The organism is Microbacterium sp. T32 (assembly GCF_001619615.1).
Taxonomy (GTDB): Bacteria; Actinomycetota; Actinomycetes; order Actinomycetales; family Microbacteriaceae; genus Microbacterium.
In genome coordinates this window covers 66,748-93,600 of record NZ_LQQP01000016.1, presented here as the reverse complement: position 1 = coordinate 93,600, position 26,853 = coordinate 66,748, and the positions used below count along the sequence as shown (strand labels likewise).

Here is a 26,853-nt window from a genome sequence, read left to right as displayed (position 1 = left end):
GTGAGCCCGCGCAGCCCGCCGTCAGTCGCGTCGCGACAGATGGTTACGGATGCCGAGGAACGACGTCGCGGCCCCGAGGAGCATCAGCACGGCGGTGAAGATCGCGGCGCGGTGGAAGCCGTCGAGGTTCAGCGCGCCGCCCGCGACGGCCGACACCGCCGCGATGGAGAGCAGCCCGGCGATGCGCGACACGGCGTTGTTGACGGCGGAGGCGATGCCGGAGCGTTCCGGGTCGATCGCACCGAGCACCGCGGCGGTCAGCGGCGACACGGTCGTGGTCACGCCCAGGCCGAAGATCAGCACCGCGGGGAAGACCTGTGTCCAGTAGTCGAACTCGGGGCGGACGAGGAGGAGCAGCAGCGCTCCCACCGCCATGAGCGCGGGGCCGAGCGTCATGAACAGGCGCGGTCCGAAGCGGCCCGAGAGCGCCCCCGCCCGCGAGCTCAGGGCGATGGAGATGAGCGTCGCCGGTAGCGACGCGAGGCCCGCGAGGGTGGCCGGCAGCCCGGCGCCCTGCTGCAGGTAGACGCTGAGGACGAAGCCGTACAGCGACAGCGCCGCGTAGACGAACATCGTCGTGAGGTTGCCCGCCCAGAAGTTGCGCGAACGGAACAGGTCCAGCGGCATCATCGGCTGGCGGGCGACCCGCTGGCGCATGAGGAACCCCGCGAACGCCAGGACGCCGACGGCCGCCGGCGCCCAGATGACCGGCGACCCCCAGCCGAGGTTCGGCTGCTCGATGAGGGCGAACACGACGCCGCCCAGGCCTACGGCGCACAGCACCGCGCCGAGGAGGTCGACGCGTGCGCCCGGGCGGCGGTGATCGGGCTGCGAACGCCGGGCGAGCAGCCACAGCGTCACCGCGATGGGGAGGACGTTGACGAGGAACACCAGCCGCCACGACAGCGCGTCGACGAACACACCGCCGATCACGGGCCCGGCGAGCATCGCCACGGTGGTCGCGCCCGTCCAGATGCCGATCGCGCGCGCCTGGCCGGCGCCGCGGAACGTCGACGTGATGAGCGCCAGCGAACTCGGCACGAGCAGCGCGCCCGCGACGCCCTGCAGCGCCCGCGCCACGATCAGGAACTCGGCCGTGGGCGCCGCGGCGATCGCGACCGACGTCACGCCGAACCCGATCAGTCCGATCCGCAGGACGAGCGTGCGGCCCAGCACGTCGCTCATCGACCCGGCGACGAGGATGAAGGCGCCGAGCGTGACGAGATACGCGTCGACGACCCATTGCTGCGTCGACAGCCCGCCACCCAGGTCCCTCGAGATCGCGGGAAGCGCCACGTTCACGACGGTGCCGTCGAGGAACGACACGAAGGATGCCAGAACCGCGACGGTGAGCACCACGCGCTGGTCGCGCGACATCGGTTCGGCCATCGCACCAGCGTAGGCGTCGCGGAATCGCCGGGGGAGGGGTACGGCAGGACCACCCACCGACGCGCTAGACTGGTGGCGGCCCCGTCACCCGCCTCCTTGCGAGCCGTTCCGGTGAAGACGCGTTGCGGGTCGCAGACGCTGCCGCTCCGGCGGTGAGTCTCGCGGCATTCTCCGGGGTCACTGATCCACCGGCCATGGGCCGGGACGTTCCGGACACATCCGGACGACACGCTCAGGAGGAGCATGCCGACCACGGCAACCGCCGCCCGAAGCTCGAGCCAACGGCGCCGCAAGACCTCGTCATCCCGTCGGGACGACGAGGCCCCCGTCATCCCCATCCTCGCCCGCAAGGTGCGCGAGGTCGAAGCCAAGGCCCAGCGCGGCAAGCTCGGCCCGACCAACCGGGTGAAGTTCCAGGTGATCGCCTTCCTCGTCCGCGAGGAGCGCGCCCGCGTCAAGGCCGACACCGAGATCACCGACGCCGCCCGCGCCGAGCTGCTCAAGCGCCTCGACGGCGTGGCCACGATCCTGGCCAAGACCGCCGCGCGCGACACGTCGCTCATCCAGCTGCTCGAGGTCGACCAGGCCACGTCTCCGGTCGCCCGCCGCATGCGCCGCGACTGGCTGCTGGAATCCGGCGCCGAGTTGCCGCCGGACGAGCTCATCATCACCGACAGCGCTCCGGCCACGGCTCCCGTCGTGCCCGCGGCGCTCGCCGAGAAGCAGGTCATCCCGCCCTCCATCGAGGCGCGCCAGATGGCGAACCCGTTCCTCGCGCCCGACCTCACGCCGCGCCCCACCGGTGACGCGCCGCGTCGGCGCCTCGACGGCTGGGAGCTCATGGGCCCGCTGTACAAGGCGTTCGAGACCGGCGCCGGCGGCTCGGCCGCCAGCATGGACCTGCCGCCCGTCCCCGAGTTCGACCGCGTCTCGCCGCGCGGACTCGAGGTCATGCCCCACCAGTCCCGGTTCCTCGAAGCCGTCCGGCAGGGCCACCGTCAGTTCCTGCTCGCCGACGAGCCCGGTCTCGGCAAGACCGCCGAGTCGGTGCTCGCGGCCTCGGTCGCCGACGCCTATCCGCTGCTGGTCGTCGTGCCCAACGTCGTGAAGATGAACTGGGCGCGCGAGGTGCAGCGCTGGACGCCGCACCGCCGGGCGACCGTGATCTCCGGCAGCGGCGCCGACATCGACGCCTTCGCCGACGTGTTCATCGTCAACTACGAAATCCTCGACCGGCACCTGTCGTGGCTGTCGTCCATCGGCCTCAAGGGCATCGCGGTCGACGAGGCGCATTTCATCAAGAATCTGTCGTCGCAGCGTTCGCAGAACGTTCTCGCGCTGGCATCCCGTGTCCGTCAGCAGACGCGTGATCCGCTGCTCCTGGCCCTCACGGGTACCCCGCTGATCAACGACGTCGAGGACTTCGACGCCATCTGGCGCTTCCTCGGCTGGACGAACGGCGAGAAGCCGGGTCCCGAGCTGATGGAGAAGCTGGATGCCACGGGCCTCACGCCCGCGGACAAGGCGTTCTATCCCGAGGCGCGCGAGGCCGTGATCTCCATGGGCATCGTCCGTCGGAAGAAGAAGGACGTCGCCGCCGACCTGCCCGACAAGCTCATCGCCGACCTCCCCGTCGAGCTCGACGACGAGTACGGCCGGTCGATCCGTCACGCCGAGCGCGAGCTGGGCGCCCGCCTCGCGGCGAAGTACCGTCGCATCATCGAGGCGCGCGGCGATCGCGGGCTCGCTCCGGGCGAGATCGACGAGGACATCGTGCGCCTCGTCGCCCACGGCGAGCTCGAGGAGAGCAAGGCCGCCGGCACCGGGTCGGAGAACGTCTTCACGATGGTCCGCCGCATCGGTCAGGCGAAGGCCCAGCTCGCCGCGGACTACGCCGTGCAGCTCCAGCGCTCGGTGGGCAAGGTGGTCTTCTTCGCCAAGCACATCGACGTGATGGATGCCGCGGAGGCCCACTTCAAGGCATCCGGTCTGAAGGCGGTGTCGGTGCGCGGAGACCAGACCTCGACCGCGCGCCAGGCGGCGATCGACGCGTTCAACACCGACCCGTCCGTCGGAATCGCGGTGTGTTCGCTCACCGCCGCCGGCGTGGGGCTCAACATGCAGGCCGCGTCCAACGTCGTGCTCGCCGAGCTGTCGTGGACGGCCGCGGAGCAGACACAGGCGATCGACCGCGTGCACCGCATCGGTCAGGAAGAGCCCGTGACCGCGTGGCGCATCATCGCCGCGCACACGATCGACACGAAGATTGCCGAGCTCATCGACTCGAAGGAGGGCCTGGCGCAGCGCGCGCTGGACGGCCTCGCCATCGAGCCGGGGTCCAGCGACTCGGTGCAGCTCTCCGCGCTCATGCACCTGCTGCGGCAGGCGCTCGGGGCCTGATTCCCCGTTGCGAACGCCCCGGTGCTCCCGGGGCGTTCGTGCGTCGCGGGAGTGTGGGAGCTGGAACGGATGCCGTGTCGGACGGTGTCGCTAGGGTCGGGGCATGTTCCTCGATCCTTCGGCTCTGCTCGACGGCCCGCGCGGACGACGCCTGTGCCTGGAGATCCTGCTCGACGGCGCGAGGCGCGCGGACACGCCCGAGATGCGGGATGCCGTGCACGCGGCGTTCCGGGCCGCGCACGGGTTGGAGACGGGGAGCAGCACGCTGATCGTGATCGGAAACGGCGAGCCATTCGACGAGCCCGACGTTTCACCCGCGGACGTGGCGACCGCTTTCACGGACTTGGGTGCGCCGGAAATCTCGCCCGAGGTGCTCGACGCGGCTCTGGAGGCCTCTGTAGATGGCGCCCGGTACTGGCAGGCGCCGGACGGAGCCGATGTCCTCGCCTCCAGCGCTGAGATGCGTCCCGTGCTGGCTCCCGTCGCCGCAGCCGTCGCGCGCGCGCCCGGCGCCCGCGAGTGGGCACGGCCCCTCGATCGTGAGCGGCAGTGGACGGTCTCGTTCGCGGGGGTCCCGGTCCTCGACGAGGCACCGGGCGACGTGCTCGCGCGGTGGCGTGAAGAAGCTGCGGCGAGCGAGATCGAGTGGGCTGCGCTGGGTGAGGGTCGCTGGTCGGGGACGTGGTGGTCGACACCCCCGGCAGGCCTGGCCCTCACCACCCCGCCGGCAGCACACGGGGATCCACTGCGGTTGCGTTACGTGGAGGACGGACTCGGGTGGCAATCGGCCCGGGCACGGCGGGCGATCGTTCCCGATGGTGTCGTGATCGAGATCGCGGGGCCCGACGACTGGGAGGCGCTCTGTGCGCGGCATCCCCTCGTCGTCACCGCGTCCCGCGGGCATGACTGGGGACGCATGACCGACCGGCGCGGACCGTGGGTGCAACCTGATTGGGCGTCCATGGCGAACGAGGCCGTGGGTGTGCACCTCAGCGTTGCGGGATACCTTTCGACGGCCGGACGTGTCATCCCCGTGGGAGCCCTCGGTTCCAGCCTGGTGGCAGGCTGGTCGCCGGGCGAGACGTACTGGTTCGTCGAGGTCGACACGGGAGGTGACGAAGAGCGCTGGGCCAGGGATGGCAACACGGGCCCCTGGCATCCGGCGTGAGCTGTCCCCCATTTGGCGAGCGCGCCCGGTGGGGCACTAATGTCGAACGCGGCAGCGTCGCCGACTCGATCATCCCCAATAGCGAGGTTCCAGCATGAAGATCGGCATCCTGACCAGCGGCGGAGACTGCCCCGGGCTGAACGCCGTCATCCGTGGCGTCGTGCTCAAGGGCACCACGAATCACGACATCGAGTTCGTCGGCATCCGCGACGGATGGCGCGGCGTCGTCGACGGTGACTTCTTCCCCCTGACGCGCCACGAGGTGAAGGGCCTGTCGAAGGTCGGCGGTACGATCCTCGGCACGAGCCGCACCAACCCGTACGAGGGCGTGCGCGGCGGTGCCGAGAACATCTCCAAGACGCTGTACGGGCACCGCATCGACGGCATCCTGGCCATCGGCGGCGAAGGCACGCTCGCCGCGGCCGACCGCCTGTCGAACGACGGCATCAACGTCATCGGCGTCCCCAAGACGATCGACAACGACCTGCGCGCGACCGACTACTCCTTCGGTTTCGACACCGCGGTGAACATCGCGACGGATGCCATGGACCGCCTCCGCACCACGGGCGACTCGCACCAGCGCTGCATGGTCGCCGAGGTCATGGGCCGCCACGTCGGCTGGATCGCGCTGCACGCCGGCATCGCCGCGGGCGCGCACGTCATCTGCATCCCCGAGGTGCCGATGTCGATCGACGAGATCGTCGAGCAGGTCACGCGGGCCCACGACCGTGGGCGTGCGCCGCTGGTGGTCGTGTCCGAGGGCTTCAAGCTCACCGGCATGGAGGAGGCATTCAGCGACAAGGGCCTGGATGCCTTCAACCGCCCCCGCCTCGGCGGCATCGGTGAACTGCTGGCTCCCGAGATCGAGCGCCGCACCGGCATCGAGACCCGCGCGACGGTGCTGGGTCACATCCAGCGCGGCGGTTCGCCGTCAGCGTTCGACCGCGTGCTCGCCACCCGCCTGGGGCTGCACGCCGCCGACGCGCTGGCCGACGAGGCCTGGGGGCAGATGGTCGCGATGCGCGGCACCGACATCATCCGTGTCCCGTTCGCCGACGCCCTCGGCGAGCTCAACAGCGTCCCGCTGTACCGCTACGAAGAGGCCGCCGCGCTCTTCGGCTGAGTCCCGCTTCCGTCGCCCCGTCCCGCCGCCGCGGGGCGGGGCGATGTTGTCTCTGTGCTGAGGTCGGCTGCGGTGCCCGTACCGCTCGCGCCCCCGCGTGGTGGGCCGTGTCGGCGATGCATGTCCCACTTCGTGCGAATCTGAGCGCAGTTTCCTGCACGAAGTGGGACATCGCGCGTTGCCTGGCTGTCGCGGTGGGTTCCGCCGCCTACGCATGTCCCACTTCGTGCGAATCTGAGCGCAGTTTCCTGCACGAAGTGGGACACGAGGGGCGTCATGGCCGCCATCCGGCACGGACGAGCGCCTCACGGACTTTCCGGACAGCGGCCGTGCCGTCCCCGCGCATGTGGTGCAAGAGGATGCGCACGTGTTGCCAGTCGCACGCTCGGATGGCGTCCCACCGGTCGGCATCCCGAGCGAACTGGCGCATGTCTTCGGCGTGGACGCGTCCGTCGTACTCGACGGCGACCTTCCAGGCGGGGTAGGCGAGATCGAGCTCGGCGATGAAGGTGCCGTCAGCGTCGCGCAGGACCCACGAGATCTCGGGTTCCGGGAGCCCGTGGCGGATCAGCAGGAGCCGCAGTCGCGTCTCGTAGGCCGAACGCGGGCCGAAGCGACTGAGGCCGAGTGCGCGCGTGAGGAGGCGCTTCCGCGTGTCGCCCATACGCGCGATCTCTGCCGCGAGTTCCTGCACTTCGATCCGCGGCTCGGCATCGGTGAGCAGGTAGTCCGCGGCGGCGACGAGGTCGTCGATCCGCCACACCGTCCCGCATTGCCGCCACGCGCGCACCGGATGCTCGACGGGCCAGCCCCGCGGGGTGAGGACGACCGCTGGATCGCGTGTCTGCAGGCGGTGACCTCGGATGCCCTCCACCCGTGGCTCCCGCCCCGGACGATGCGCGGACACGTGGATGCCGGGAACATGAGGGTACGGAGGGAGTGGAGCGCCGAGCAATCCCAGCGCCGTCTCGTGACTGAAGAACTGACCGTTCCGGAGTCGTGGGGCGTACTCAGCGACACGGGCCTCGAGGTCCTCCGGCGCGGGCGGTGACGCAGACGAGCGGATGCCGCTGTAGGGCGTTCTAACACCGACGTGACGCAGCGCGAAACGGGAGCGGCCGGAGGCCATGGCATCCCGAACCGAAAAGATCTGAGGGTGATCGACCATCCGCCGAGCATGGCGGTGCGGTCCGAGCCGCCGGGGCGCCGAGCGTGCGATCCGTGGATGGTTCCGCGCTCTGCGGCGCGGGGGAGGAACAGCCGTCGGGACGCTGCGTGTCCCACAATGTGCGGCGGTGAGCCCCTCGATCTGCACGAAGTGGGACCACGGGCTCCAGACCGCAGCAGCGTCGAGCGGCGCTCAGCGGTGCCCAGCGGGGCGTGTCCCACTATGTGCGATTCAGGCGCTCGATTCCTGCACCAAGTGGGACATGCCCGCCGTTGCTCGCCCCGACTGCACGCGCAGCCCTCCGCAACCCCAGCGGTGGTGTCCCACTATGTGCAGCAGAGAGCGCCTGCAACTGCACGAAGTGGGACACGCGCCGGCTCGCAACGCGAAGTGGCAGCCGCCCTTACTCCGCCAGCCCCAGGACGTCGAGCAGCCAGGCCAGCTCGTACGCGCGCTCGCGCCAGGCGTTGTAGCGGCCGCTCACGCCGCCGTGACCGGCGACCATCTCGCACTTCAGCAGCGCGTCGGCGCCGACCTCACGCAGGCGCTGCACCCACTTGGCGGGCTCGACGTACAGCACGCGGGTGTCGTTGAGCGAGGTGACGGCGAGGATCCGCGGGTAGGCGACCCCCTCGCGCACGTTCTCGTACGGCGAGTAAGACTTCATGTACGCGTACACGTCGGCGTCGTGCAGCGGGTCGCCCCACTCGTCCCACTCGATGACCGTGAGCGGGAGCGACGGGTCGAGGATCGTCGTCAGGGCGTCGACGAACGGCACATCGGCGAGGATCCCGGCGAACAGCTCCGGTGCGAGGTTCGCGACGGCGCCCATGAGCAGACCGCCCGCGCTCCCGCCCTCGGCGACGAGCCGGTCGGGCGTGGTGTAGCCGGATGCCACGAGGTGACGGGCGACCGCGACGAAGTCGGTGAACGTGTTGCGCTTGGCCTGCAGCTTGCCGTCCTCGTACCACTGGCGGCCCATCTCGCCGCCGCCGCGGACGTGCGCCACGGCGAAGACCACTCCCCGGTCGAGCAGCGACAGACGCGGCACCGAGAACCCGGGCTCGATGGAGTGCTCGTACGAGCCGTAGCCGTACAGGTGGACGGGACGCGGCGATGCCCCGGGGTCTCCGAACGAGCGCTTCCACACGAGCGAGATGGGAACCTGCGTGCCGTCGTCGGCGGTCGCCCACGCGCGCGCCTGGCCGTAGTCCTCGGGGTCGAAGCCGCCGAGCACCGGCTGCCGCTTGCGCAGAAGCAGCTCGCCGGTCTCGATGACGTAGTCGTACACCGTGCCGGGCGTGACGAACGAGCCGTAGCCCACGCGCAGCACGGGCGGCGCCCACTCGGGGTTGCCGCCGGTGCCGACGCTGTAGAGCGGCTCGTCGAACGCGATCTCGGTGACCGCTCCGTCGGTGTACGACAGCAGGCCGAGACGCGCGAGCCCGTCGCGGCGGTAGGCGACGACGCCCCAGTCGCGGAACGTGTCGACGCCGAGCAGGCGCTCGCCGGCGCGGTGGGGGATCACCGTCTCGCGCGGGCCTTGCGGGTCGGATGCCGACACCCGGACGAGCTCGAAATCGAGAGCGCCGTCGTTGTGCAGGATGTACAGCACGTCCTCACCGTCGACGACGGCGTGCTCGCTCGAGTACTCGACGCCCTCGCGCCGCGGCCAGACCACGCGGGCCTCACCGCGGAGGTCGCCGGCGTCGATGAGCCGCTCCTCCGAGGTGATCGAGGAGCCCACGCCGATCACGAGGAATCGGTCGCTGCGGGTGAAGTCGGCGCCGACCCAGTACCGCTCGTCAGGTTCGTGGAACAGCTGCACGTCGGCATCCACTCCCGTCCCGATCTCGTGCAGCCACACGGTGTCGGGGCGCCACGCGTCATCCACGGTGGTGTACACGATGAAGCGGCCGTCGGGGGAGAAGGTCGCACCCGAGAAGGTGCCGGGGATCTCATCCGCGAGCGTCTCACCGGTCTCGAGGTCGCGGACCCGCACGGTGTACCGCTCGTCGCCCGCGACGTCGATACCGTACAGCATGCGCGTGCCATCGTTGGAGACCTCGAAGCTCCCGAGCGAGAAGAAGTCGGTGCCCTCGGCCTCGACGTTGCCGTCGAACAGCACTTGCTCGCCCGGCACGGGCGCGTCGGGCGAGAGCACGGGCGGGGTCCAGTCGTCCGGCGACGCCAGGGGAGCGCGGCACTGGATGCCGTACTGCGCGCCCGCGACGGTGCGGCCGTAGTACCACCACTCGCCGCGGCGCGCGGGCACGGACAGGTCGGTCTCGAGCGTGCGGCCCTTGATCTCGCCGAAGATCTCGTCGCGGAGGGATGCCAGGTGCGCCGTGCGCGCGTCCGTGTACGCGTTCTCGGCCTCGAGGTGCGCGATCACCTCGGCGTCGTCCTTGGCTCGGAGCCACTCGTACGGGTCGTCGAACGTGTCGCCGTGGTGGACACGGGGAGTGGGGCGGCGGGCGGCGACGGGGGCGGATTCAGCGGAGTCGGTCACCGTTCCACGCTAGTCGGCTCCCACCGTCCCGGTCCGAGTCCTGCGCCCCTCGTTCGGCCGACGCCCCCGTTTGACCGACGACGATGCCGATGAAATGATGTCGTCGGCCCGGTGAACGCGGGTCTAACGTCAGGTGAACTCTTCGTTCTCCGCGCCGATCCCGTCGGCATCCCTCCCTTCCCCCTTACGGAAAGCGATCGGTGGAGAGCGCAGCCCTCGTCATCGTGCTGGTCATCGTCCTGGCACTGTTCTTCGATTTCACCAACGGGTTCCACGACACCGCCAACGCGATGGCGACGCCCATCGCCACGGGGGCGCTGAAGCCCAAGGTCGCCGTGCTGCTCGCCGCGAGCCTCAACCTGGTGGGTGCCTTCCTGTCGACGGAGGTCGCGAAGACGATCTCGGGCGGCATGATCCGCGAGGACCAGCTGAGTCCCGACATCTTCCCGCCGATCATCTTCGCCGGCCTCATCGGCGCGATCACGTGGAACATGCTCACGTGGCTGCTGGGTCTGCCCTCGAGCTCGTCGCACGCCCTTTTCGGCGGTCTCATCGGGGCGACGCTCGTGGGGGTCGGCGCCTCGGCGATCGACACCGGCGTGGTGCTCAGCAAGGTGATCCTGCCGGCGCTGATCGCCCCGCTCACCGCCGGAATCATCGCGTTCACGGTGACGAAGATCGCGTACGGCGTCACGCGCCGCTACGACATGAAGGCGGACGGCCGCGACGGCTTCCGGTGGGGTCAGATCTTCACGTCGTCGCTCGTCGCCCTGGCGCACGGCACGAACGACGCGCAGAAGACGATGGGTGTCATCACCCTCGCCCTCATCACGGTCGGCTGGCAGTCGGCATCCGAACCCGATCCGCAGATCTGGGTCGTGCTGGCGTGTGCGCTCACGATCGCGCTCGGCACGTACATGGGCGGGTGGCGCATCATCCGCACGCTCGGCAAGGGCCTCACCGATGTCAAGCCGGCGCAGGGCTTCTCGGCCGAGACGTCCACGGCCGCGACGATCCTGGCATCCAGCGCCCTCGGCTTCGCCCTCTCGACCACGCAGGTCGCCTCGGGATCCGTGATCGGCTCGGGCCTCGGCCGGCGCGGGTCGACGGTGCGCTGGGGGACCGTGGGGCGCATCACGATCGGGTGGGTGCTCACCCTCCCCGCGGCCGGCGCCGTCGGGGCGGCTGCGGCGCTCATCGTCGTGTGGCTGGGCGGCTGGGGCGTGGCGGTAGACGCGGTCATCGCGGTCGCGATCATCCTCGGACTGTTCCTGCGCTCGCGCCGCGACGAGGTCACGTCCGCCAACGCGATGAGCGAGGTCGCCGACTCCGGGGCCGCGGTGAAGTGCCGCGCAAGCCCGGTCCGACGCGCCGGCAGCTCCGCCTCGAGCGCGCCCAGGCCGGGAAGGACCGCGACGCATGATCATCGACTGGGAAGCCTTCCTGCACGTCTTCGTCGCCGCCCTCCTGGGCGCCGCGATCGTCGTGACGTTCTACGCCCTGGGCCTCCGGCTCCTCGTGCGGGGCGGGCGCCCCCCGCTGGTCGCGCCGGCGGAGTTCACGGATGCCATCACCGTGCTCACCGACAAGCAGAAACGCCGCGCCGAGAAGGCGGTGGCCAAGGCGGCGGCGCGCAATCCGCTGAGCGTGGGCCAGAAACGCCTCGCGCTCGCCGCGGCGTATGCGTGCTTCGTCGTGTGTGCGGCGGCGGTGCTCGCTGCGCTGCTGCTGATCCTGTTCCACTGACACCGCTGTCGGTGCCCCCTCGTAGGCTGAGGGCATGGCATCGGTGCAGTTCGGTCAGCACGCGCCCGCGCGGCGCGTGATCCTCCATCTCAGCGACACGCATCTGCTCGCCGGCGACCGGTTGCTGGGTGAGCGCTACGACACCGCAGCGCACCTGCGGCGGACCCTCGAGGCCGCCGAGGCGATGGGCGTCCGTCCGGATGCCGTGGTCTTCACCGGCGATCTCACCGACCTGGGCGAGCCCGACGCGTATCGCGCGTTGCGCGAGGCCGTCGAGCCGTGGGCCGCGCGGCTGGGCGCGCCGGTCGTGTGGGTCGCGGGCAATCACGACGAGCGTCCCGCTCTGCGGGCAGGCCTGCTGGACGGTGAGCCGACCGAGGAACCCGTCACGGGCGTGTGGGACCTCGACGGCCTGCGCCTGATCGCGCTCGACTCCAGCGTTCCGGGGTGGCACCACGGCGACCTCGACGCCGCGCAACTGGAGTGGCTGCGCGCCGAGCTGTCCGAACCCGCACCGCTGGGCACGATCCTCGCGCTGCACCACCCGCCGCTGCCGACCCACATCCCGTTCTTCGACATCCTCGAACTCCGCGACCAACCGGGCCTCGCCGCGGCGATCGCGGGCAGCGACGTGCGGGCGATCCTCGCCGGGCATCTGCACTACTCGACGTCGGGCACGTTCGCCGGGGTGCCCGTGAGCGTCTCGGCCGCGTCCTGCTACACGATGGACCTTGCGCGTCCCGCCGACGAGGTCAACGGCATGGATGCCGGGCAGTCCTTCCACCTCGTCCACGTGTGGGACGACACGATCACCCACGCCGTCGTGCCGGTGGTGGATGCCGAGCCGGCCGGGTACTTCACGCCCGAGTGGGTCGCGCGGATGGCCGCCTTGACTCCCGACGAGCGTCTCGAGGCCTTCTCGCGCAAACGGTGAGGCGGTGTACACCGGGGAGGGGAGGAACCCGGCGACAGGCCGTGGCGTCCAGCGACGGTCCTGTGGACGGTGGTTAGGCTCGGGGGATCCCTGACCGCCGTGAACGACCCACGAGGACATCCCCCATGGCTTTGGACGCAATGACGCGCACCCGCATCGAGACCGATTCCCTCGGCTCGCTCGAGATCCCCGCCGATGCCTATTGGGGCATCCACACGGCGCGGGCTCTGGAGAACTTCCCCATCGCGAAGCGACCCATCTCGGTCTACCCCGACCTCGTCGTCGCCCTGGCGATGGTGAAGCAGGCCTCGGCTCGCGCGAACCGTCAGATCGGCGTCCTCGACCCGCGCAAGGCCGACCTCATCGATCGGGCCGCGCAGCGCGTGATCGACGGCGAGTTCCACGACCAGTTCACCGTCGGCGTGATCCAGGGCGGCGCGGGCACGTCGACCAACATGAACGCGAATGAGGTCATCACCAACATCGCGCTCGAGATGGCGGGGCGGGAGAAGGGCGATTACGCCTTCCTGTCGCCGATCGACGACACCAACCGCAGCCAGTCGACCAACGACGTCTACCCCACCGCCATCAAGATCGGTCTGTCGCTGACGCTCCGGAGCCTGCTGGAGGAACTGGCGCTGCTGCGGGAGTCGTTCCTCGGCAAGGCCGAGGAGTTCCACGACGTCCTCAAGGTCGGACGTACGCAGCTCCAGGATGCCGTGCCGATGACGCTCGGGCAGGAGTTCCACGGTTTCGCCACGACGCTCGGCGAGGACTACAGCCGTCTGACCGAGAACGCGTACCTGCTGTTCGAGATCAACATGGGCGCGACGGCCATCGGCACCGGCATCACCGCGCACCCCGAGTACGGTCCGGCGGTGCTGCGTCACCTCCGCGAGATCACCGAGCTCGACCTCGCGACGGCCACCGACCTGGTCGAGTCGACGAGCGACACCGGCGCGTTCATGTCGTTCTCGGCATCCCTCAAGCGCAATGCGATCAAGCTCTCGAAGATCTGCAACGACCTGCGGCTGCTCTCCAGCGGCCCGCAGGCAGGGCTGGGGGAGATCAACCTCCCCGCTCGTCAGGCGGGGTCGAGCATCATGCCCGGCAAGGTGAACCCGGTGATCCCCGAGGTCGTGAACCAGGTGGCCTTCGCCGTCGCCGGTGCGGACCTCACCGTGACGATGGCGGTCGAGGGCGGCCAGCTCCAGCTCAACGCGTTCGAGCCGGTGATCGCGCACTCGATCTTCCAGTCGATCACCTGGATGCGTCAGGCCATGTGGACGCTCCGCGTCAACTGCATCGACGGCATCACCGCGAACTGCGAGCGCCTCGGCGCGATGGTCGGGTCGTCGGTCGGCGTCGTGACCGCCCTGACGCCCTTCATCGGGTACGCCGCAGCCGCCGCGCTCGCCAAGACCGCGCTCCTCACGCACCGCAACGTCGCCGACCTGGTCGTGGAGGCGGGTCTCATGACCCGCGACGAGGTCATGAAGCAGATCTCGCCCGCCCGCCTCTCGGGTCTGCAAGCGATCACCGAGGCGATCCCGGTGATCCGCGCGGCCGACAGCGTCGTCGAGGACTGAGCGTTCCGGGGCGCCCCACCGCCCCTCGGGTCAGTCCAGGATGCGGCAGTGCGTCGTGAGCTCGCCGATGCCGTCGATGCCGACGGTCACGGTCGAACGGTCGCGGAGGAAGATCTGCGGGTCGCGGGAGTAGCCGGCGCCGCCGGGGCTGCCGGTCGAGATGAGCGTGCCGGGGAGCAGCGTCGCCGACTCCGACAGCTTGTGGATGAGGGTCGCCACCGAACGCACCATCTGTCCCGTCGAGGCATCCTGCACCGTGTGGCCGTCGACGACCGTCCAGATGTGGAGGTCCTGCGGGTCGGGGATCTCGTCGGCCGTGACGACGAAGGGGCCGGTCGGGGTGAAGCCGTCGAACGACTTGCAGCGCGACCACTGCGCCTCCGAGAACTGGATGTTCCGCGCGGTGATGTCGTTGACGACGGTGTAGCCCCACACGTGGTCGAGGGCGTCGGCCTCGGCCACGTCACGGCCCGCTCGCCCGATGATCACGCCGAGTTCGGCCTCGTAGTCCACAGCCTCGCTGAGGCTGCGCGGCCACGAGGTCGTGGCTTCGTGCGCGGTCAACGAGTTGGGCCACAGCACGAACACGGTGGGGCCGGCATCCGTCTTCAATCCGAGTTCGCCGGAGTGCGCGGCGTAGTTGAGGCCCACGGCGAGGATCGTCGGGGGAGCGAGCACCGCGGAGGCGAAGGTCACGCCCGGGAGGGGATGCCGCGCCCCGGCGTCCGCGCTCTCCCGTACGCGCGCGAGCAGGTCGTCGCCGCCGGCGATGAGCTCCTCCAGGGTCGACGGAGCGCCCGGGAAGAGTTCATCGACGAACGCGTACTCCTCGCCGTGCACGGTGATCAAGCGAGGGGCATCCGCCGCCTCCCGGGAACGGACGTGGGCGAAACGCATGCCCCCCACGCTACCGGTCCGGTCGGCGGGGGATGCCGTTCCCGGCTGCCGCAACCCTCCGTGGGCCGCTCCGCCGACGCCCCTAGGCTGTCCGCATGAGCTACCCCTCGCCCCTGTGGCAGCCGGGTCCGGGTGAGCCCGCCCGCATCGCCGACGCGCCGGTCTCCGCGACCGCCGCCCCCGTGCCCCCGCGCCCGCGCCGCAGCGGGGCCATCCTGTGGGTCGTCGCCGCACTCCTCGTGCCGGTGCTGGCGCTGCTCGTGCTGTACTTCCTGCGGTTCCTCGGGCCGGCGGCATCCATCGTCGGCATGATCCTCGCGGTGGTGCCCTTCGTGATCGTGTGGTTCGCGGTGCGGCTCATCGACCGGTGGGAACCGGAACCGCGCCGACTCCTCGTGTTCGCCGTCGCGTGGGGCGCGATCGCCTCCGTCGCCATCGCGCTGGGGGTCGACGCGCTGCTGTCATTCCTCACCGGCGGCCTCGGCGATGCGTTCAGCTCCGTCGTCCAGGCCCCGATCGTCGAGGAGATCGCGAAGGGCCTCGGGCTCCTGCTGCTGTACGCGGGTGCCCGCCGGTATCTGGACGGGCCCGTCGACGGCATCGTCTACGGTGCCCTCATCGGCGCGGGGTTCGCGTTCACCGAGAACATCCAGTACTTCGCCGTGAGCTTCATCGAGGGCGGGACGGTGCAGGTCGTGAGCGTGTTCTTCCTGCGGGCCGTCCTCTCGCCGTTCGCGCACGTGATGTTCACGAGCCTCACGGGCTTCGCGTTCGGGCTGGCCGCACGTCGGGCGCTGCGCACCGGACCCGCGATGCGGTACGCCCTCCCCGGACTCGTCGGCGCGATGCTGCTGCACGCGCTGTGGAACGGTTCGGCGACGTTCTTCAACTTCTTCGAGGTCTACGCGACGCTGCAGGTGCCGCTGTTCGTGCTCTTCATCCTCGGCATCCTGGCCCTCCGTCGCGAGGAGGCGCGGCTCACCCGGGCGCGCCTGGGGGAGTACGCCGCGGCGGGCTGGTTCACGCCTCAGGAGGTCGACATGCTCGCCACGGGCCCGGGACGCCGGTCGTCCGTGGCGTGGGCGCGCTCTCTGCCGGGGGATCGGTCGGCGGTGATGAAGACCTTCATCCGGGATGCCACGGCGCTCGCCGCCGCGCGCCAGCGCGCGCTCTCCGGACGAGACGCCACCGCGCCCGCCCAGGAGCGCGAGTTGCTGCAGCGCACCGCCGCCGCCCGGGCGGCGCTCCTCGCCCGCTGACCGAGGGGGTCTTGACACGCGTCGGGGAGCGGGAGCACCATCGATATAGGCCAACTCAGCGCCCGGGAGACACGCAGGCATCGCCGCGGCACCGGGCGCTGAGTCTTCGTCCAGGGGGTTCACGGGTGCCGGGCGCGTGCTTGGATGGAGTCATGACTGATCGCACCAAGCCGGAGTTCGACGCTCCCACCGGCCCCGCCCCCTCCGACCTCGTCATCCGCGACATCATCGTCGGCGACGGCGACGAGGCCAAGCCCGGTGACACCGTCACCGTGCACTACGCCGGAGTCGAGTACGAGTCGGGCGATGAGTTCGACTCGTCCTGGGGCCGCGGCGAGAGCATCCAGTTCCCGCTGCGCGGCCTGATCCAGGGCTGGCAGGACGGCATCCCGGGCATGAAGGTCGGTGGACGCCGCGAGCTCGTGATCCCGCCGCACCTCGCCTACGGCCCCGCCGGCGGCCACTTCCTCGGCGGCAAGACCCTCATCTTCATCATCGACCTGCTCAAGGTGGGCTGACCGAGCGTTTCACCGCCTGTTCACGCGCCCGAGGGAGCCCCGGCCCCCTCGGGTTCGTGTTTTTCGGGAATCGTGGAATACATTCGGATGAATGCGAGTTGGACCCCGGCAGGACGCCGATCTGGCTCCCCAGACCTCAAGGAGTGACATGACCGACACGACCACGCTCGAGATCCCCGGCTACAAGGCGGGCACCTGGGTGCTCGATCCCTCGCACAGCGAGGTGACCTTCACCGTCCGCCACATGATGATCTCCAAGGTCCGCGGCACCTTCGGCATGAAGAGCGCGACCCTGGTCGCCCCCGAGAACCCGCTCGAGGCCACGGTCGAGGCGTCCGTCGACGTCACCTCGGTCGACACCAAGGACGAGGGTCGCGACCAGCACCTCCGCTCGGCCGAGTTCTTCGACACCGAGACCTACCCCACGATGGACTTCCGCTCGACCGGTGCCCGCGTCGAGAACGGCGACTTCCTCGTCGACGGTGAGCTCACGATCCGCGGCGTCAGCAAGCCCGCCACGTTCGCCATCGACTTCGGTGGCTTCGGCACCGACCCGTGGGGCAACTACAAGGCCGGCGCGACCGCCAAGACGGTCATCAACCGCGAGGACTACGGCCTCACGTGGAACGCCGCGCTCGAGACCGGCGGCGTGCTCGTCGGCAAGGACGTCACCATCGAGCTCGACCTGCAGTTCGCCCTGCAGGCCTGATCGCCCTCACGACGGCCCCGGATGCTTCGACATCCGGGGCCGTCGTCGTTTCCCGGGGTGCGGCGGCGCGGCTGTCCGGCGCGCGCGTCGCCCCGGTGCCGTGTCAGGCGCGGGCGCGGCGACCGAGGCGCACGCGCTCCTGCACGAGCAGGATGCCGAGGAACACGATGACCGCGCCCGTCGGCCCGTTCCAGGTGAGCCGTTCGTTCAGGACCAGGATGCCGAGGGCCACCCCGACGACCGGGGTGATGTAGGTCACGGTTGACGCGCGCGTCGGGCCCCACGCGCGCAGCGTGTTCTGGTTCCAGACGTAGGCGAGGCCCGTGCCGAGGACGCCGAGGGCGACGATGCTCCCGATCACCGGAGGAGTGAGGGTCATCGGCTCGGCGAGGATCAGCGGCGACAGCAGCAGCATGAGGACCGCGGCCGGGCCGATGTAGCCGAACGCGAACGCGATGCCCGACAGTCCGGCGTTCCCGAGGAACCGGCGCATGTACGCGAGGCTGAACCCGTAGCAGGCGGTGGCGCCGAGGAGCGCGAGCTGCGCGACCGTGCTGCCTCCGAGGTCGGCGAGCGCGCCCGGGGCGATGATGACGACGACCCCGAGGATGCCCAGCGCGATCCCGGCGAGCTGGCCCGCCCGGAGCCGCTCGACGCGGAAGACCGCCCACGCCATGATCGCCGTCATGATCGGCGTGGTGGCGTTGAAGATGCTCGCGAGCCCCGACGACACGTGCTGCTCGGCCCACGCGAAGAGCAGGAACGGGATGACGCAGAACGACACCGCGAGGACGCACAGGTGCGCCCAGACGCGGAGACTCCGCGGCATCCGTTCCCTCCGGATCGCGACCACCGCCGCCAGCGCGAGCGCGCCGAAGAGCAGTCGGCCACCCGCGACCTGCGCGGGCGTCATGCCGGTGAGGGCGACCGCGATGAACAGGAAGCTCGACCCCCACACGATGCCGGTGAGGACGAACTGCACCGTGACGGAGACGGGAGAGGGGGACGGAGCGGATGTCACGATCCCGACCCTAGGCCCGGGCTCCGACACGCGCGGGGGCGGCCGACTCAGACGTCCGGAATCCGCCGGTCCTTGACCTTACGGCACAGGGTTCAGCGCGTCGTATTCGCGGAACCGCGGCGAGAAGCGCACGAGCACGCCGACGAGGGCGAGGATCAGGATGCCACCGAACAACGGAGGCACCCACAGCGACGTGAGGGTCGCGAGCGTGCCGGCGTAGAGCGCGCCGACGCGGGGACCGCCGGCGACCACGACGATGAAGATGCCCTGGAGGCGCCCGCGCATGGCATCCGGAACCGCCGCCTGCATCATCGTCGAGCGGTAGATGGCGCTGACGTTGTCGGATGCGCCGGAGACGGCCAGGACGATCGCCGCGAGCACGATCAGCGCGACCGCCCCGGAGTTCTCGCCGGTGTCGGCCGGGCGCATCCACCCGAGCGTCGCGGCGAGCAGGATCAGGCCGAACGCCCCGATCGACAGGCCGTAGACCTGGATCGCCCGCTCGATTCCGAGGCCCTGCCGGCGGACGCGGCCGACCGGCCCGGAGAAGAGGCTGGACAGGAACGCCCCCGCCGCGATCGCCGCGGTGAGGATGCCGGTCGTGATCGCGCCGCCGCCGAGGAGGACCGCGCCGATCGCGGGGAACAGGGCGATCGGCTGGCCGAACGTCATCGCGGTGATGTCGAGCAGGTACTGCAGGCGGATGTTCGGGGCGCGGCGCAGGAACCGGACGCCGTCGCGGAACGACTCCAGGCCGGGCCGGACGATCTCGCCCTCGGGGCGCAGCCTCGGTAGCGACCACAGGCCGAGGAACAGCGACGTCATCAGCAGCACGTCGAGCGAGTAGGTCCACGCGTAGCCCGCGAACGCGACGAGGACGCCCGCGAGCGCCGGGCCGGCCATGACCATGATCCCGACCGTGACCCCCTGCAGGGCCGCCGCGGCGGGGAGCAGGTCGCGGGGGAGGAGACGGGGCGTGATCGCCGAGCGGGTGGCCATGACGATCGAGTTCGCGGCCGAGTTGACGACGCTGAGGACGAAGAGGGATGCCACGTTCTCCATCCCCGTCCACGCCAGGGCCGCGAGCAGAGCGGTGGACACGAACGTCACGCAGGCGGCGAGGAGGGCGACGGTCCGGCGGTCGAAGGCATCCGCCAGCATGCCGCCGTAGAGCCCCGCGAGGACCATCGGGACCAGGCCCGCGACGGCGATCATCGACACCGCGAACGTGCTCTGCGTCAGCTCGAACACGTGCAGCATGACGGCGACGACCGTGAGCTGCCCGCCCATGCCCGACAGAGTGGAACCGATCCACAGGCGCGCGAACGCAGGGGACGAGGTGAGGGGGCGCAGGTCGATCAGCGCGCTGCCCCGGCTCACTCTCCGACCTCGACGCGCTTCACCCGGGCGGTGTGCCCCCGCACGATCTCGACGTCGCGCGGCGGGACGCCGAAGTGCTCCGCGAGGGCGCGGACGACGCCCGCGTTCGCCGCACCGTCGGCGGCGCGCTCCCGCACGTGCACGAGGAGGCCGTCGGGTCCGTCCTCGACGAGGGGGCCGCGCCGGCTGCCGGGCTTCACGCGGACGGTGATCTGCACCCCATGAGGCTACGGCACGCCCGGGCGGCGGGGTTCGCGGGCGGGTGGGTGGTGGCATCCGGATGCTGGTAGACTCATGCGGTTGCCGTTCGATCGGCCGCGGATAAAGAGAGCCCACGCATCAGGCGTCGGGCGCCGCGCAACGAAGAGGAAGGGGATCACCTATGGCACTGGAAGCAGACGTCAAGAAGGCGATCATCGAAGAGTACGCGACGCACCCCGGTGACACCGGATCCCCCGAGGTGCAGGTCGCGATGCTGACGCAGCGCATCAAGGACCTCACCGAGCACCTCAAGGCACACAAGCACGACCACCACTCGCGCCGTGGCCTGTTCCTGCTCGTCGGTCAGCGCCGTCGCCTGCTGGGTTACCTGCAGGAGGTCGACATCAACCGTTACCGCTCGCTCATCGAGCGTCTCGGTCTGCGTCGCTAATCGCACCAGCGTTCAATCGCGCAAAACATTCTTGGAAGGCCGCCCCACGGTGTGGGGCGGCCTTCGTCATTCCCGGGCGATGCTGCGGCGCGGCGTCAGCCTCCGTTGCGCCTCGATGGTGCGGAATCGCGCTGCGCGTGCGGCGTCGGGGCCGTGGCATCCATCGACAAACGCGATCCACGGGCAGAAACGCCTCGTCAGTGCGTTTCCTCCCGTGGATCGCGTTTTATCGCCGAGGGGTGAGCCTCAGGATGCCGCGCGGGCGGCGACCAGATCCGGATGCCAGCGCTCGGCGACGTCGGGGTGCGCGCGCAAGCGCGACTTGAGGGCGTTCTCGCCGTAGGTGGCGTGGATCGGGTTCGTCGGGTCGTCCTCGACGCCGCGGGCCTCGGCGGCGAGCTCCGCGGGCAGGTCGATGATCGGCAGGACCGCGTCCAGCGCGGGGTTGAAGAAGAACGGCACCGAGATGCGCTCGTCTGGGAACCGCGGCGAGACGACACGGTGGTTCGTGGCCGTCAGGTATCCCTGCGTCGCGTATTCGAGCAGCTCGCCGATGTTGACGACGAACGCGCCGGGCACCGGGGGAGCGTCGACCCACTCGCCGTCGCGGAGGACCTGGAGCCCGCCCTTGCCTGGCTCGACCCAGAGCAGCGTGAGCACGCCGGAGTCCTTGTGCGCGCCGACGCCCTGCTGAGGGGTGGGGTCGTCCTTGCCGGGGTACCGCACGATCTTGATGAGCGTCTGCGGATCGCCGAAGTGGCGGTCGAAGTACTCTTCCTCGGCGCCGAGGGAGAGCGCCCACGCGCGGAGGAGCGTCCGGGCGATCTCGGTCAGACGGTCGTGCCACTCGGTCACGACGTCGCGGAGTTCGGGCTGCGCGGCGGGCCAGAGGTTGGGGCCGACGAGCCGGTTGTACCCCGGGCCGTCCGGGTCGTTGATGGCCTCGCGCTCGGGGCCGATGTCGATCTGCTCGCGCCAGTCGACGCGGCCCTGCGTCAGTTCGCCGCCGACCCGCGTGTACCCGCGGAAGTGGGGGCTCGTGACGTTCTCGATCGCGAGCTTCTCCTCCTCCGGCAGCGCGAAGAAGTCCTTCGCAGCCTGCAGGAGCCGCGCTTCCAGCTCGGGGCTGATCCCGGTGCCGGTGAGGTAGAAGAAGCCCACGTCGCGCGTCGCGGTGCGCAGCTCGTCGCGAAAGCGGGCGGCGGCCTCCGGCCCCTGATCGAGGAGCGAAAGGTCGAGGATCGGGAGGTTCAGCTCGGACATGCTTCGAGGCTAGGTCGGGCCGCGCCGACCTCGGGCGAATGTTGCCGACGGTTACCGCTTCCCCTGAGGCCCGACGGGTCCCCGCCGGGCGGCGGGGTGCGAGGAGTGGCCGACATTGCGTAATCTAGGTGAGTCAGGTGAGGCTGTCCTTACCTCCCGCGATTCCGCGGTCCCCACCCGAAACTCCGAAAGTCGGTCTTCGCCCGTGCTTGCCTCCTTCTTCGCCCCGTTCATCATCGGGCTGCGCGAGGGCCTGGAAGCCGCCCTCGTCGTGGGCATCCTGGTCGCCTATCTCACCAAGCTCGGCCGCCGCGACGCCCTGCCCCGACTGTGGGTCGGCGTGGGCCTCGCGATCGCCCTGGCCGTCGTCATCGGCGCGATCTTCACGTTCGGCGCCTACGCCCTCACGACCCAGGCTCAGGAGCTCATCGGCGGCGGTCTCTCGGTGCTGGCGGTGGCGATGGTGACGTGGATGATCTTCTGGATGCAGAAGGCCGGGCGCACGCTCAAGTCCGGGCTCGAGGGCGGCATCGACCGTGCACTCCAGGGCAGCGTGTGGGCGCTCGTTCTCGTCGGGTTCGTCTCGGTCGCCCGCGAGGGAGTGGAGACCACGCTGCTGCTGTGGTCGATGGTCCAGGGGCTCGGCAGCGAACCGCTCGCTCTCCTCGGTGCCCTCATCGGCCTCGTCGCCGCGGCTCTGCTGGGCTGGCTCATCGCCCGCGGGATGCTGCGGCTCAACATCGGGCGGTTCTTCACGTGGACCGGCGCGTTCCTCGTCGTCGTCGCGGCGGGCGTGCTCGCCTACGCGGCGCACGATCTACAGGAGGGCGGCGCCCTTCCCGGCCCGTTCGGAGCCGGCGCCCCGATCGACCCGACCACCGGCGCCGTCGCGATCGGCTGGGCCGGATTCCCCTTCGGCTGGGCGTTCGACCTGTCCGGTGTCATCGCCCCGAGCGGCGGACTCGCCGCACTCCTCCAGGCGACCGTCGGCTTCATGCCCCAGATGACCTGGCTCCAGGTGATCGCGTGGGTCGTGTACGTCGCCGTCGTCGTCCCCCTCTTCATCCGCGGTGTGCGGGCGGGGCGACGCCCGGCCGCGGTGACCCCCTCCGCGCCGACCGCCGCCGCAACGGCCGCCGCGCCTTCCCCGACGTCGGATGCCGCGCCCGCCGTGGCATCCACCGCCCACCCGAACGGAGCATCATGAACCCGACACGCCTCCTCGCGGCCACGGCCGCGGCCGGCGCGGCCGTCCTCGTCCTCTCGGGCTGCGTCGCCAAGACCGACGCCGCCTCCGCCGGAGCCCTCACCGTCACCTCGACGGCGGACGGCTGCGACGTCTCCGCGGCGACCGCGAGCAGCGGCACGCTCGCGTTCGACGTGGTGAACAAGGGTGACCAGGTCACGGAGTTCTACCTGCTCGCTTCGGACGGTCTGCGCATCGTCGGCGAGGTCGAGAACGTCGCTCCCGGCGCGTCGCGCAGCCTCACCGTGACGGCGCAGCCCGGTGACTACTTCACGCTCTGCAAGCCGGGCATGGTCGGCGACGGCGTCGGAAAGGCCGCGTTCACCGTCACCGGCGACGCGGTCGCGATCGACGGCGCCGACGCCGAGCAGAAGCAGCAGGCCATCGACCTGTACGCCGCGTTCGTGAAGGACCAGGTCGGGCAGTTGCTCCCGGCGGTGCAGACGTTCGCGGGCGTCTACGCGTCCGGCGACGACGCGGCTGCGCGCGACCAGTATCCCCGCGTGCGCGCGTACTACGAGCGCATCGAGCCGATCGCCGAGGCGCTGGGCGACCTCGACCCGCGCCTCGACTACCGCGAGGTCGACGCCACCGCCGAGGGGCTGTCGTGGACCGGCTTCCACCGCATCGAGAAGGACCTGTGGGTCCCCGCGCAGGATGCCCTCAACGCCGACGGCGAGACCCCGGCCTGGAAGGACTGGGCGCCGTCCACCCCCGACGAGCGCGCGACCTACGGCCAGACCCTGATCAAGGACACGCAGGAGCTCTACGACTACGTCCACTCCGACGCGTTCGAGCAGGCGCTCACCGACCAGGGTGTCGCGGGCATCTCCAACGGCGCCATCGCGCTCCTCGACGAGGTCGCGACCGGCAAGATCAGCGGGGAAGAGGACTGGTGGTCGCACACCGACCTGTACGACTTCGCCGCCAACGTGGAGGGCTCCAAGATGGCCTTCTCGCTCGTGCGCGACTTCGCCGAGTCCAAGGGCGACAAGGGTGCCTCGCTCGTCACGCGGATCGACACCGGATACGCCGACCTCGAGGCCGCGCTGGCGACCTACGGCTCCGCGGACGCCGGCTTCGTGCCCTACACGCAGCTGACCGACGCGGACAAGCGTCAGCTCACGGATCTCATCAACGCGCTCGCCGAGCCGCTGTCGCAGCTCACCTCCACCGTCCTGGAGTGACCGTGACGGAAGAACAGCCGGAGAAGGATGTCGATGGCGGGGTGTCCCGGCGCGACCTGATCGGCCTCGCGCTCGGCGCGAGTGCCACGAGCCTCGTCGTGGGTGCCGGCGCGGGCCTGGTCGGTGGCGCCGCCTACGGTCAGACGCAGGCGCGACAGGCGATGGATGCCGTGGCCTCGGCATCCGGCATCCATCAGCCGGGCATCACGACGCCGGTGCAGGAGCACCTGCACTTCGCGGCGTACGACATGATGGCGCGGACCACGCGGGAGGATCTCGCGTCGCTGCTGTCGGACTGGACGTACGCGGCGACGCGCATGATGCAGGGCCTCGAGGTGAGCGCGACCGGTGCGGTCGGGGGCTCGCCCGAGGCTCCGCCGGACGACACGGGCGAGGCGCTGGGTCTCCCGGCGAGCAACCTCACGATCACGTTCGGGTTCGGTCCGTCGCTGTTCGATGACCGCTTCGGTCTCGCGGCGCAGCGCCCCGCCGGGCTCGAGCGGCTGCCCGCGTTCCTCGGCGACGACCTCGACCCCGAGCGATCGGACGGAGACCTCTGCATCCAGGCGTGCGCCGACGACCCGCAGGTCGCGGTCCATGCGATCCGCAACCTCAGCCGCATCGCCTTCGGGCGCGCGAGCATCCGGTGGTCGCAGCTCGGGTTCGGCCGCACGTCGAAGACCACGGCCGATCAGTCGACCCCGCGGAATCTGTTCGGGTTCAAGGACGGCACGGCGAACATCCTCGCGGACGACGCCGCCGCCCTCGACGAGAACGTCTGGGTCCCGGCATCCGAGGGTCCGGCGTGGCTCGCGGGCGGGTCGTACCTCGTCGCGCGGCGTATCGCGATGCTCATCGAGACGTGGGACCGGACGCGACTCGCCGAACAGGACCGGGTCGTCGGGCGGGACAAGGCGCAGGGCGCTCCGCTCTCCGGCGGCGACGAGTTCGCGGCGCCCGATTTCACCGCGACGGATGCCACGGGCAAACCCCGCATCGACGCGCGCAGCCATGTGCGCCTGGCGCATCCCGACATGAACAACGGCATCCGGATCCTCCGTCGGGGTTACAACTTCGTCGACGGCACCACCGACCTCGGGCGGCTGAACGCAGGTCTGTTCTTCCTGTCGTTCCAGCGGAGCCCCGACCGCTTCGTCACGCTGCAGAAGTCCCTGGCGAATGACGCGATGGGGGAGTACCTCAAGCACGTCGGCTCGGGCCTGTGGGCCGTGCCGCCCGCACCGCAGGCCGGCGCGTCGATCGGTGCGGGGTTGCTCGGCGCCTGAGGCCTGGGCTCCTTCTCGCATAAACGCTCGGGCTCGGCGGAAACGCCGCGTCCGGGCGTTTCTGCTGAGCGGGAGCGTTTACGCAGGGATGCCGGGTCCGGGCCCCGGGAATAGATCTCGCGGTTCTGCGTTTCACGATGTATATTCAGATGCATACAAACAGGAGGGGCATCGTGAACGAGACGAACAACTGGCCCGGGATGCAGTTCGGTGTCATGACGGTGAGCGACATCACGCAGGACCCGACCACCGGCAAGACCCCGAGCGAAGCCCAGCGCATCAAGGACACGCTCACCATCGCGAAGCACACCGAAGAGGTGGGGCTGGACGTCTTCGCGCTCGGCGAGCACCACAACCCGCCGTTCTGGTCGTCGTCGCCGACCACCACGCTCGCGTACATCGCGGCCCAGACCGAGCGCCTGATCCTCACGACCTCCACGACCCTCATCACCACGAACGACCCGGTGAAGATCGCCGAAGACTTCGCGATGCTGCAGCACGTGTCGGGCGGTCGTGCCGACCTCATGCTCGGCCGCGGAAACACCGGCCCGGTCTACCCCTGGTTCGGCAAGGACATCCGTCAGGGTCTGCCGCTGACCATCGAGAACTACGACCTGCTCCACAAGCTGTGGCGTGAGGACGTCGTCGACTGGGAGGGCAAGTTCCGCACCCCGCTGCAGGGCTTCACCTCGACCCCGCGTCCGCTGGACGGCGTTCCGCCGTTCGTCTGGCACGGCTCGATCCGCACGCCCGAGATCGCCGAGCAGGCCGCCTTCTACGGCAACGGCTTCTTCGCGAACAACATCTTCTGGCCCAAGGAGCACTACCAGCGCCTGATCATGCTGTACCGCGAGCGCTTCGCGCACTACGGTCACGGCACCCCGCAGCAGGCGATCGTCGGCCTCGGCGGCCAGGTGTTCATGCGGTCCAACTCGCAGGACGCCGTCAAGGAGTTCCGCCCGTACTTCGACAACGCGCCCGTCTACGGCCACGGCCCGAGCCTCGAGGACTTCAGCGAGATGACCCCGCTGACGGTCGGCTCGCCGCAGCAGATCATCGACCGGTACGCCGCGATGCGCGACACGTTCGGTGACTACCAGCGGCAGCTGTTCCTCATCGACCACGCCGGACTCCCGACCAAGACGGTGCTCGAGCAGCTCGACATCCTCGGTGGCGAGGTCGTGCCCGTGCTCCGCAAGGAGCTGCAGAAGAACCGTCCGGCCGAGGTGCCCGACGCTCCGACGCACGCGAACCTCGTCGAGAAGATCTACGCCGGCGCCGCTCCGCGCCAGGCCGTTCCCGGTGCCAACCGCGGTGACAACCTGACCGCGGGCAGCCCGTACCAGGACGCCCCGGCCAAGGCCGGCAGTTCCTTCGGTGCCGCCGCGACGCGAGTGGGGGCCTGA

General features: G+C 70.3%; 23 protein-coding genes and 1 pseudogene. 16 read left to right on the top strand and 8 right to left on the bottom strand.

The window, feature by feature from the left end; translation table 11 throughout:
- Positions 1-21: 21 nt before the first annotated feature.
- On the bottom strand, positions 22-1,389 hold the full coding sequence (locus AVW09_RS10375; RefSeq protein WP_063258000.1) for an MFS transporter: 1,368 nt from the start codon (positions 1,387-1,389) through the stop codon (positions 22-24).
- A 243-nt stretch (positions 1,390-1,632) separates the two neighbouring features.
- Here AVW09_RS10375 and AVW09_RS10370 point away from each other — a divergent pair, with 243 nt between their 5' ends.
- The 3 genes from AVW09_RS10370 to AVW09_RS10360 all read left to right on the top strand — a co-directional run bounded on the left by AVW09_RS10370 (position 1,633) and on the right by AVW09_RS10360 (position 6,080).
- Positions 1,633-3,789 (top strand): DEAD/DEAH box helicase, encoded by a 2,157-nt coding sequence (locus AVW09_RS10370; protein ID WP_063257999.1) that lies wholly within the window; start codon positions 1,633-1,635, stop codon positions 3,787-3,789.
- Positions 3,790-3,892: 103 nt separating this feature from the next.
- Complete coding sequence (locus AVW09_RS10365) at positions 3,893-4,957, top strand: hypothetical protein (RefSeq protein ID WP_063257998.1); 1,065 nt, start codon at positions 3,893-3,895, stop codon at positions 4,955-4,957.
- Between the two features lie 94 nt (positions 4,958-5,051).
- Positions 5,052-6,080 (top strand): 6-phosphofructokinase, encoded by a 1,029-nt coding sequence (locus AVW09_RS10360; RefSeq protein WP_022879797.1) that lies wholly within the window; start codon positions 5,052-5,054, stop codon positions 6,078-6,080.
- 274 nt (positions 6,081-6,354) lie between these two features.
- On the opposite strand, the gene AVW09_RS10355 is transcribed toward AVW09_RS10360, so the two are convergent.
- Complete coding sequence (locus AVW09_RS10355; protein ID WP_156496056.1) at positions 6,355-6,843, bottom strand: hypothetical protein; 489 nt, start codon at positions 6,841-6,843, stop codon at positions 6,355-6,357.
- A 30-nt stretch (positions 6,844-6,873) separates the two neighbouring features.
- Here AVW09_RS10355 and AVW09_RS10350 point away from each other — a divergent pair, with 30 nt between their 5' ends.
- Positions 6,874-7,131, top strand: a complete 258-nt coding sequence (locus AVW09_RS10350) for a hypothetical protein (RefSeq protein ID WP_156496055.1) — start codon at positions 6,874-6,876, stop codon at positions 7,129-7,131.
- 520 nt (positions 7,132-7,651) lie between these two features.
- On the opposite strand, the gene AVW09_RS10345 is transcribed toward AVW09_RS10350, so the two are convergent.
- A complete protein-coding gene (locus AVW09_RS10345; RefSeq protein ID WP_063257995.1) occupies positions 7,652-9,760 on the bottom strand; it encodes a S9 family peptidase in 2,109 nt (702 codons plus the stop codon).
- Between the two features lie 200 nt (positions 9,761-9,960).
- On the opposite strand from AVW09_RS10345, the pseudogene AVW09_RS17275 reads away from it, so the two are divergent.
- From AVW09_RS17275 to AVW09_RS10320, 4 genes and pseudogenes are all read left to right on the top strand, one after another.
- Positions 9,961-11,183, top strand: a pseudogene (locus tag AVW09_RS17275) (anion permease).
- Positions 11,180-11,506, top strand: coding sequence for a hypothetical protein (locus tag AVW09_RS18230; protein ID WP_063257992.1), 327 nt, complete (start codon positions 11,180-11,182; stop codon positions 11,504-11,506). The pseudogene AVW09_RS17275 and the gene AVW09_RS18230 overlap by 4 nt, the downstream one beginning before the upstream one ends.
- A gap of 34 nt (positions 11,507-11,540) precedes the next feature.
- On the top strand, positions 11,541-12,440 hold the full coding sequence (locus tag AVW09_RS10325) for a phosphodiesterase (RefSeq protein ID WP_063257991.1): 900 nt from the start codon (positions 11,541-11,543) through the stop codon (positions 12,438-12,440).
- Between the two features lie 125 nt (positions 12,441-12,565).
- The gene (locus AVW09_RS10320; protein ID WP_063257990.1) at positions 12,566-14,029 is read left to right on the top strand and encodes an aspartate ammonia-lyase; all 1,464 of its coding nucleotides are present in this window, start codon (positions 12,566-12,568) and stop codon (positions 14,027-14,029) included.
- A 30-nt stretch (positions 14,030-14,059) separates the two neighbouring features.
- Here the strand turns inward: AVW09_RS10320 and AVW09_RS10315 are convergent, their stop codons facing one another.
- The gene (locus AVW09_RS10315) at positions 14,060-14,926 is read right to left on the bottom strand and encodes a fumarylacetoacetate hydrolase family protein (protein WP_063257989.1); all 867 of its coding nucleotides are present in this window, start codon (positions 14,924-14,926) and stop codon (positions 14,060-14,062) included.
- A gap of 95 nt (positions 14,927-15,021) precedes the next feature.
- On the opposite strand from AVW09_RS10315, the gene AVW09_RS10310 reads away from it, so the two are divergent.
- From AVW09_RS10310 to AVW09_RS10300, 3 genes are all read left to right on the top strand, one after another.
- Positions 15,022-16,185, top strand: coding sequence for a PrsW family intramembrane metalloprotease (locus tag AVW09_RS10310; RefSeq protein WP_063257988.1), 1,164 nt, complete (start codon positions 15,022-15,024; stop codon positions 16,183-16,185).
- Positions 16,186-16,337: 152 nt separating this feature from the next.
- The gene (locus AVW09_RS10305) at positions 16,338-16,703 is read left to right on the top strand and encodes an FKBP-type peptidyl-prolyl cis-trans isomerase (protein WP_063257987.1); all 366 of its coding nucleotides are present in this window, start codon (positions 16,338-16,340) and stop codon (positions 16,701-16,703) included.
- 148 nt (positions 16,704-16,851) lie between these two features.
- Complete coding sequence (locus tag AVW09_RS10300) at positions 16,852-17,412, top strand: YceI family protein (protein ID WP_022879808.1); 561 nt, start codon at positions 16,852-16,854, stop codon at positions 17,410-17,412.
- Between the two features lie 103 nt (positions 17,413-17,515).
- Here AVW09_RS10300 and AVW09_RS10295 read toward each other — a convergent pair whose 3' ends face one another.
- The 3 genes from AVW09_RS10295 to AVW09_RS10285 form a co-directional block, all read right to left on the bottom strand.
- Positions 17,516-18,433: a DMT family transporter gene (locus AVW09_RS10295; RefSeq protein ID WP_063257986.1), complete on the bottom strand. Its 918-nt coding sequence runs from the start codon at positions 18,431-18,433 to the stop codon at positions 17,516-17,518.
- A 78-nt stretch (positions 18,434-18,511) separates the two neighbouring features.
- On the bottom strand, positions 18,512-19,813 hold the full coding sequence (locus AVW09_RS10290; RefSeq protein ID WP_063257985.1) for an MFS transporter: 1,302 nt from the start codon (positions 19,811-19,813) through the stop codon (positions 18,512-18,514).
- Positions 19,810-20,031 carry a DUF167 domain-containing protein gene (locus AVW09_RS10285; protein ID WP_063257984.1) on the bottom strand — a complete coding sequence of 74 codons (222 nt, stop codon included), beginning with the start codon at positions 20,029-20,031 and terminating at the stop codon, positions 19,810-19,812. The genes AVW09_RS10290 and AVW09_RS10285 overlap by 4 nt, the downstream gene beginning before the upstream one ends.
- A 164-nt stretch (positions 20,032-20,195) precedes the next feature.
- On the opposite strand from AVW09_RS10285, the gene rpsO reads away from it, so the two are divergent.
- Positions 20,196-20,465: a 30S ribosomal protein S15 gene (rpsO, locus tag AVW09_RS10280; protein WP_058598104.1), complete on the top strand. Its 270-nt coding sequence runs from the start codon at positions 20,196-20,198 to the stop codon at positions 20,463-20,465.
- A gap of 246 nt (positions 20,466-20,711) precedes the next feature.
- On the opposite strand, the gene AVW09_RS10275 is transcribed toward rpsO, so the two are convergent.
- Positions 20,712-21,728, bottom strand: a complete 1,017-nt coding sequence (locus AVW09_RS10275) for an isopenicillin N synthase family dioxygenase (protein WP_063257983.1) — start codon at positions 21,726-21,728, stop codon at positions 20,712-20,714.
- A 205-nt stretch (positions 21,729-21,933) separates the two neighbouring features.
- Here AVW09_RS10275 and efeU point away from each other — a divergent pair, with 205 nt between their 5' ends.
- The 4 genes from efeU to AVW09_RS10255 all read left to right on the top strand — a co-directional run bounded on the left by efeU (position 21,934) and on the right by AVW09_RS10255 (position 26,853).
- Positions 21,934-22,935 (top strand): iron uptake transporter permease EfeU, encoded by a 1,002-nt coding sequence (efeU, locus tag AVW09_RS10270; protein ID WP_063257982.1) that lies wholly within the window; start codon positions 21,934-21,936, stop codon positions 22,933-22,935.
- Entirely contained in the window at positions 22,932-24,161 is a 1,230-nt protein-coding gene (gene efeO / locus AVW09_RS10265; RefSeq protein WP_063257981.1) for an iron uptake system protein EfeO, read from the top strand. Before efeU ends, efeO begins: the two co-directional genes overlap by 4 nt.
- On the top strand, positions 24,158-25,447 hold the full coding sequence (gene efeB / locus AVW09_RS10260) for an iron uptake transporter deferrochelatase/peroxidase subunit (protein WP_156496054.1): 1,290 nt from the start codon (positions 24,158-24,160) through the stop codon (positions 25,445-25,447). Before efeO ends, efeB begins: the two co-directional genes overlap by 4 nt.
- Before the next feature lie 200 nt (positions 25,448-25,647).
- Complete coding sequence (locus AVW09_RS10255; RefSeq protein ID WP_156496061.1) at positions 25,648-26,853, top strand: LLM class flavin-dependent oxidoreductase; 1,206 nt, start codon at positions 25,648-25,650, stop codon at positions 26,851-26,853.